This window comes from Polaromonas sp. P1_E3, from assembly GCF_056405935.1.
This window is the reverse complement of the sequence record NZ_JBFUBD010000167.1, coordinates 1-5895: the sequence shown is the minus strand read 5'-3', so window position 1 is coordinate 5895 and position 5895 is coordinate 1. Positions and strand designations below refer to the sequence as shown.

Annotated in this window: 6 protein-coding genes and 1 pseudogene; 5 read left to right on the top strand and 2 right to left on the bottom strand. The window is 61.8% G+C overall.

Annotated elements, in window-relative coordinates:
* The 3 genes from AC1D0Z_RS14830 to AC1D0Z_RS14820 all read left to right on the top strand — a co-directional run.
* Window positions 1-410: WS/DGAT domain-containing protein (locus tag AC1D0Z_RS14830; protein WP_477658988.1), on the top strand; the 410-nt coding region annotated here is incomplete at its 5' end.
* An 83-nt stretch (window positions 411-493) separates the two neighbouring features.
* The gene (locus tag AC1D0Z_RS14825) at window positions 494-1333 is read left to right on the top strand and encodes an alpha/beta hydrolase (RefSeq protein WP_477658989.1); all 840 of its coding nucleotides are present in this window, start codon (window positions 494-496) and stop codon (window positions 1331-1333) included.
* Between the two features lie 117 nt (window positions 1334-1450).
* A complete protein-coding gene (locus tag AC1D0Z_RS14820; protein WP_477658987.1) occupies window positions 1451-1786 on the top strand; it encodes a four-helix bundle copper-binding protein in 336 nt (111 codons plus the stop codon).
* 211 nt (window positions 1787-1997) lie between these two features.
* Here the strand turns inward: AC1D0Z_RS14820 and ppa are convergent, their stop codons facing one another.
* Complete coding sequence (gene ppa, locus AC1D0Z_RS14815; RefSeq protein ID WP_477658986.1) at window positions 1998-2537, bottom strand: inorganic diphosphatase; 540 nt, start codon at window positions 2535-2537, stop codon at window positions 1998-2000.
* Window positions 2538-2543: 6 nt separating this feature from the next.
* Here ppa and AC1D0Z_RS14810 point away from each other — a divergent pair, with 6 nt between their 5' ends.
* Complete coding sequence (locus tag AC1D0Z_RS14810; protein WP_477658985.1) at window positions 2544-2738, top strand: hypothetical protein; 195 nt, start codon at window positions 2544-2546, stop codon at window positions 2736-2738.
* A 130-nt stretch (window positions 2739-2868) separates the two neighbouring features.
* On the top strand, window positions 2869-5097 hold the full coding sequence (locus AC1D0Z_RS14805; RefSeq protein ID WP_477658984.1) for a sodium-translocating pyrophosphatase: 2229 nt from the start codon (window positions 2869-2871) through the stop codon (window positions 5095-5097).
* A gap of 85 nt (window positions 5098-5182) precedes the next feature.
* On the opposite strand, the pseudogene AC1D0Z_RS14800 reads toward AC1D0Z_RS14805, so the two are convergent.
* A pseudogene (locus AC1D0Z_RS14800) lies at window positions 5183-5895 on the bottom strand (AAA family ATPase); the annotation flags it as partial.

Genomic DNA, 5895 nt, shown 5'->3' with positions numbered 1-5895 from the left:
TGCCCATGGTGGCCAACCTGGCGATTTCCAACGTGCCGGGCCCGCCGGTGCCGCTGTACCTGGCCGGCGCGAAGTTCCTGACCTTCCATCCGCTGTCCATCGTCATGCATGGGCTGGCGCTCAACATCACGATCCAGACCTATGCCGGCCATGTGGATTTCGGCATCGTTGCCGACAAGAAGGCGCTGCCGCATGCGAAGGATTTGGCGAAAGCAATCGAGGAGGCCTTCACTCAGGCCCAAGCCTTGATGGTGAGCACAGCGCCTGTTGCGCCCGCCGCCACAGCGCCCACGCCGAAAAAGAGGGCCAAAAAAGTCTCCGTTAAAGCCGCAGTGAAGGCCGCCCCGGTAAAAACCCGCAAAGCCGCTGTCACGAACGCGACGAAAACCGCCGCGAAGCGTCTACGTTAGAGAGACCTCTCTCTGTGAAAAACCGCAAGCGCCTCCATACTCTTTGAGTCGGAACTCCAAAAAGACAATCAATGCTTCAAGCCATGGCAAGCCCGTCATCCAGGCGAACTCCGTCTTCATCCTCCCCCCAAGATCAAGAAAAACCGTCTCCGCACGATGTTCCGCCCAGCGCCTGGCTGCTGGCGCTTGAACTGCGTGCGTTCTGGGAATTCGGCGCATTGCTACCCGCCTGGCCTTTGCTGGCCCGCGCACCACGCGGTGACGGCCATGCCGTGATGGTGTTTCCGGGCTTGTCGGCCAACGACGCCACCACGGTGCCGCTGCGCCAATACCTGCAGTCGCTCAACTACAAGCCGTGGGGCTGGGAACAGGGCTTTAACTTCGGCCCGCGCGCCGGCGTGCTGGAAGAAGCCCGCGACAGCCTGGCCCGCACCTTCGAAACCACCGGCCGCAAGGTCAGCCTGATCGGCTGGAGCCTGGGCGGCGTCTACGCGCGCGAACTGGCCAAGGAGCTGCCGCACATGGTGCGCGGCGTCATCACGCTGGGCACGCCGTTTGCAGGTTCGCACAGGGCCACCAACGCCTGGCGCATCTACGAACTCACCAGCGGCCGCAACGTGGAGCGCGAATCCGAAAGCTACGACCTGCCGGCCGCCCCGCCTGTGCCGACTACCAGCATTTATTCGCGTAGCGACGGTGTGGTGGCCTGGCAGGCCAGCATCCAGGCGCCCAGCGCCGCCCATGCGCAGACCGAGAACATCGAAGTGCTGGCCAGCCATATCGGCATGGGCGTGAACCCCAGCGCCTGGTGGGCCGTGGCCGACCGCCTGGCACAACCGGAAGGCCAGTGGAAGCCGTTTTCGCGCGAGGACAAGGGCAAGCTGCACGGCCTGGTGTTTCCGGATCCTGCGCGAAAGAAATAACTTTCCGGCGCGACGCTGCACGTCAGCACAAACCTACATACGCAGCCGCCGTCGTCTTCCTTCTGAAACAGGCCACGCCCCCGATGCTGGGGCTTTCAACGCTTGTTGGGAGACACCATGGACCACGCCATTGCCAGCATGCAGCCTTGCATAGAGGCCTGCACCCAATGCCACCACACCTGCCTGCAGACGGCCATGACGCACTGCCTGCAGGTGGGCGGCAGCCACACCGAGCCGGACCACTTCACGCTGATGCTGAACTGCGCGGAAATCTGCCAGCTCTCAGCAAACCTGCAGCTCAGCGGCTCTGAATTCGTAACGAAATTTTGCGCCTTGTGCGCCGAGGTGTGCGAGGCCTGCGCCGCCAGCTGCGAAGCCATCGGGGATATGGAGGAATGCGCCGCAGCCTGCCGCAGGTGCGCTGAAAGCTGCGCCAGCATGGCGGATGTCTGACGCGGGCCCTCGCATCGGGTCGACCGCGCAAGCCATGCACGAAAAAAGCGCCTGCAGACAATGCTGCAGGCGCTTTTTTATGTTTTGCCCAGAACCATCGCTATACTTTTTATAGCTGCTTGCGCACGGCCTGAGCCACTCCTGGCGCTAAAACGCTCGCATTTTCGGTGTTTTCAGGGTTTTCGGTGTTTTCGGGAACAAGACCTGAGCCTCAGGCCTTGCTGGCCTTTGCATAGTTGGCAATACCGTCCGTGATTTCTTTTTTCGCAGCATCAGGGCCTTCCCAGCCCAGCACCTTGACCCATTTGCCTTCTTCCAGGTCCTTGTAGTGCTCAAAGAAATGCGCAATGGTCTTCAGGCGCAGCGGGTTCATGTCCTCAGGCTTTTGCCACTGGGTATAGAGCGAGCATTTCTTGTCGATGGGCACCGCCAGAACCTTGCCGTCTTCACCGGCCTCGTCCGTCATTTTCAGGATGCCGATGGCCCGGCAGGTCACCACCACACCGGGGATCAGCGGCACGGGGGTGATCACCAGCACGTCGACCGGGTCGCCGTCGCCGCTGATGGTCTTGGGCACATAGCCATAGTTGGTGGGGTAGTGCATGGACGTGCTCATGAAGCGGTCCACAAAAATCGCGCCGGACTCCTTGTCCACCTCGTACTTCACCGGGTCGGCATTCATCGGGATCTCGATGATGACGTTGAAGGATTCTGGAACGTTTTTGCCGGGGGAAACTTTATCGAGGGACATGGTCGCTTGAGTTCTTTATGGAAGGAAGAAAAAAGGGAAGAAAAAAGGGAAGAAGGAAGGGATGAAGAAAGGGGGAAAAGAAGATTCTTAAAACACATGGGCTACCTGCGCAGCCGTGGCACAGGCCAACTGCTCGGTATTTACCCTCATTTTACTGATTCACACCTTACGGTTCTTAAAGTTGTCATGTTTTCACTGTAAATTGCGCGAGTTGGCCAATCGTCTTGTCTCTACGTAGAACAAGCAACGAGGAAGCAACGCAGCGGGGGTCAAGACACCATTTGCTAGCGTTGAAACCCCCTCCAAGCGAAAAACAACGTAGGAGATTTCTATGACAGGCAACTCAGCGCTTATTCTTGCGCTCGTCTGCGGGCTGGTCGCCGTGGGTTACGGCATCTGGGCCCGCAGCTGGATTCTTTCCCAGGATGCAGGCAATGCCCGCATGCAGGAAATTGCAGCCGCCATTCAGACCGGCGCCGCCGCATACCTTGCAAGGCAATACAAAACCATCGCCATTGTGGGCGTCGTCCTCGCCGTGCTGATCGGTTTTTTCCTTGACGGAAAAACCGCCATCGGCTTCGTCGTCGGCGCCGTGCTGTCAGGCGCCTGCGGCTTCATCGGCATGAATGTGTCGGTGCGAGCCAATGTGCGTACCGCGCAGGCCGCAACCAAAGGCATTGGCCCCGCGCTTGACGTCGCCTTCCGCGGCGGCGCCATCACCGGCATGCTGGTCGTGGGCCTGGGCCTGCTGGGTGTAAGCGGCTTTTACTGGTTTCTGGTGGGCAACGGCAACTACACGCCTGACCTGAAACTGGCCAACCTGCTCAACCCGCTGATTGGTTTTGCCTTTGGCTCCTCCTTGATTTCCATCTTCGCCCGGCTGGGCGGCGGCATTTTCACCAAGGGCGCCGACGTCGGCGCTGACCTGGTGGGCAAGGTCGAAGCCGGCATCCCCGAAGATGACCCGCGCAACCCGGCCGTCATCGCCGACAACGTGGGCGACAACGTGGGCGACTGCGCCGGCATGGCCGCCGACCTGTTTGAAACCTACGCCGTCACACTGATTGCCACCATGGTGCTGGGCGCCCTGCTGCTGTCCGGCGCAGGCGCCACTGCGGCGGTTTACCCGCTGGCGCTCGGCGGTGTGTCCATCATCGCCTCCATCATCGGCTGCTTCTTCGTGAAAGCCTCGCCCGGCATGAAGAACGTGATGCCGGCCCTCTACAAGGGCCTGGCAATTGCCGGTGTGCTGTCGCTCATCGCGTTTTACTTCGTCACGATATGGCTGATGCCCGACAACGCCGTCACAGCAAGCGGCACACAGATCCGCCTCTTCGGCGCCTGCGCCGTCGGCCTGATCCTGACCGGCGCGCTGTGCTGGGTSACCGAGTACTACACCGGCACGCAATACAAGCCGGTGCAGCACATTGCACAGGCATCGACTACCGGCCACGGCACCAACATCATTGCCGGCCTGGGCGTCTCCATGCGCTCGACCGCATGGCCGGTGATTTTTGTCTGTATTGCCATCCTGACGGCGTACTCGCTCGCGGGCCTGTACGGCATCGCGATTGCCGCTACCTCCATGCTGAGCATGGCCGGCATCGTGGTTGCGTTGGACGCCTATGGCCCTATCACCGACAACGCCGGCGGCATCGCCGAAATGGCCGAGCTGCCCAGCAGCGTGCGCGACATCACCGACCCGCTGGACGCCGTGGGCAACACCACCAAGGCCGTGACCAAGGGCTACGCCATCGGATCGGCCGGCCTTGCCGCACTGGTATTGTTTGCCGACTACACCCACAAGCTCGAAGCCTACGGCAATGTGATCAGTTTCGACTTGAGCAATCCCAAGGTCATCGTCGGCCTCTTTATCGGCGGATTGATCCCCTACCTGTTTGGTGCCATGGCGATGGAGGCCGTGGGCCGTGCCGCCGGCGCCGTAGTGGTTGAAGTGCGCCGCCAGTTCCGCGACATCAAGGGCATCATGGACGGCACGGGCAAGCCCGAGTACGACACGGCGGTGGACATGCTGACCACAGCCGCCATCAAGGAAATGATGATCCCTTCGCTGCTGCCTGTGGTCGTACCGATTGTGGTTGGCCTGGCGCTCGGCCCACAGGCCCTGGGGGGCCTGCTGATGGGGACCATCGTGACCGGCCTCTTCGTCGCCATCTCGATGTGCACAGGGGGCGGCGCATGGGACAACGCCAAAAAGTACATTGAAGATGGCAACCACGGCGGCAAGGGCTCGGAGGCGCACAAGGCCGCCGTGACCGGCGACACCGTGGGCGACCCCTACAAGGACACAGCCGGCCCGGCCGTGAACCCGCTGATCAAGATCATCAACATCGTGGCACTGCTGATCGTGCCGCTGGTGATGAAGTTCCACGGCGGTGCGCAGGCGGCGCCCAGCGCGCCCATGGAAGCCCCCGCTGCCGTTAGCGCGCCCGCAGCGACACCCGTGGCGCCCGCCATGCCCGCACCTGCCCCGCAGCAGGCACCGGCGGCTGCGGCAACTCCCACGCCAGCGGCGCCCGCCGCTGCTGCTTCACGTTAAGCCTTTCGCTCCAGGCAAAAAGCCCTGCAATGCAGGGCTTTTTCTTTGGGCGTCCGGTGAGAGCCGAACTTTAAAGGTTTGTGGCTCAGGCTGGCATCCACTGGCTGGAACCAGGCCCGGGCAGCGCCAGATCCGGTGCGGCAGTCAGGCTTTCAAAGTACCTGATTTCGCGGAGTGCTTCGCTCAGCGTCATCTCTCCGGCATTCATCAGGCAGCCGGTCAGGTGTTCCGTCAAGGCGGTGTACTGGGCCAGGGTGGCCTTGGTTTCGCTGTAAAGCCGCTCGCTCTGGGCTTCCATGATGCTGCGGGTCTCCTCGTCCGGCGGCGCAGAGCCACCGTCCTTGACGAGCGCGGCATAGTTCAGCCGGGTCTTGCGGTACATGCCCATTTCCGCCACCGCATGGTGCAGCAGCCGCGTGACACGGGTGATGTCATTGTGGGCGCCGCCCGTGGTGCCGTCTTCGCCGAAGAAAATTTCCTCGTTCGCCATGCCGCCCAGCAGCACGCGCACCTCATGCTCCATGTCGCCCTTGGTCTTGAGGAGGTTGCTGTCCTGCTTGTGCAGCACAAACCCCAGGGCATTGTTGCGGGGATTGGCTTTCAGCGAGATCTTGATGGTGGTCATGCCGGCCAGCAAAGCGTCCCAGTTGCCGTCCGCCAGCTTGCGCTGGTGCTGAAAATCCATCAGGAAGTGGCCCCACTCGTGCACGGCGATGATGCGGCGGTCCCGCTCGCGCTCCTTGGTGGTGTTGTCGTTGACATTGCCCACCAGCACGCGCTCAGCCGCCTGCATCAGGG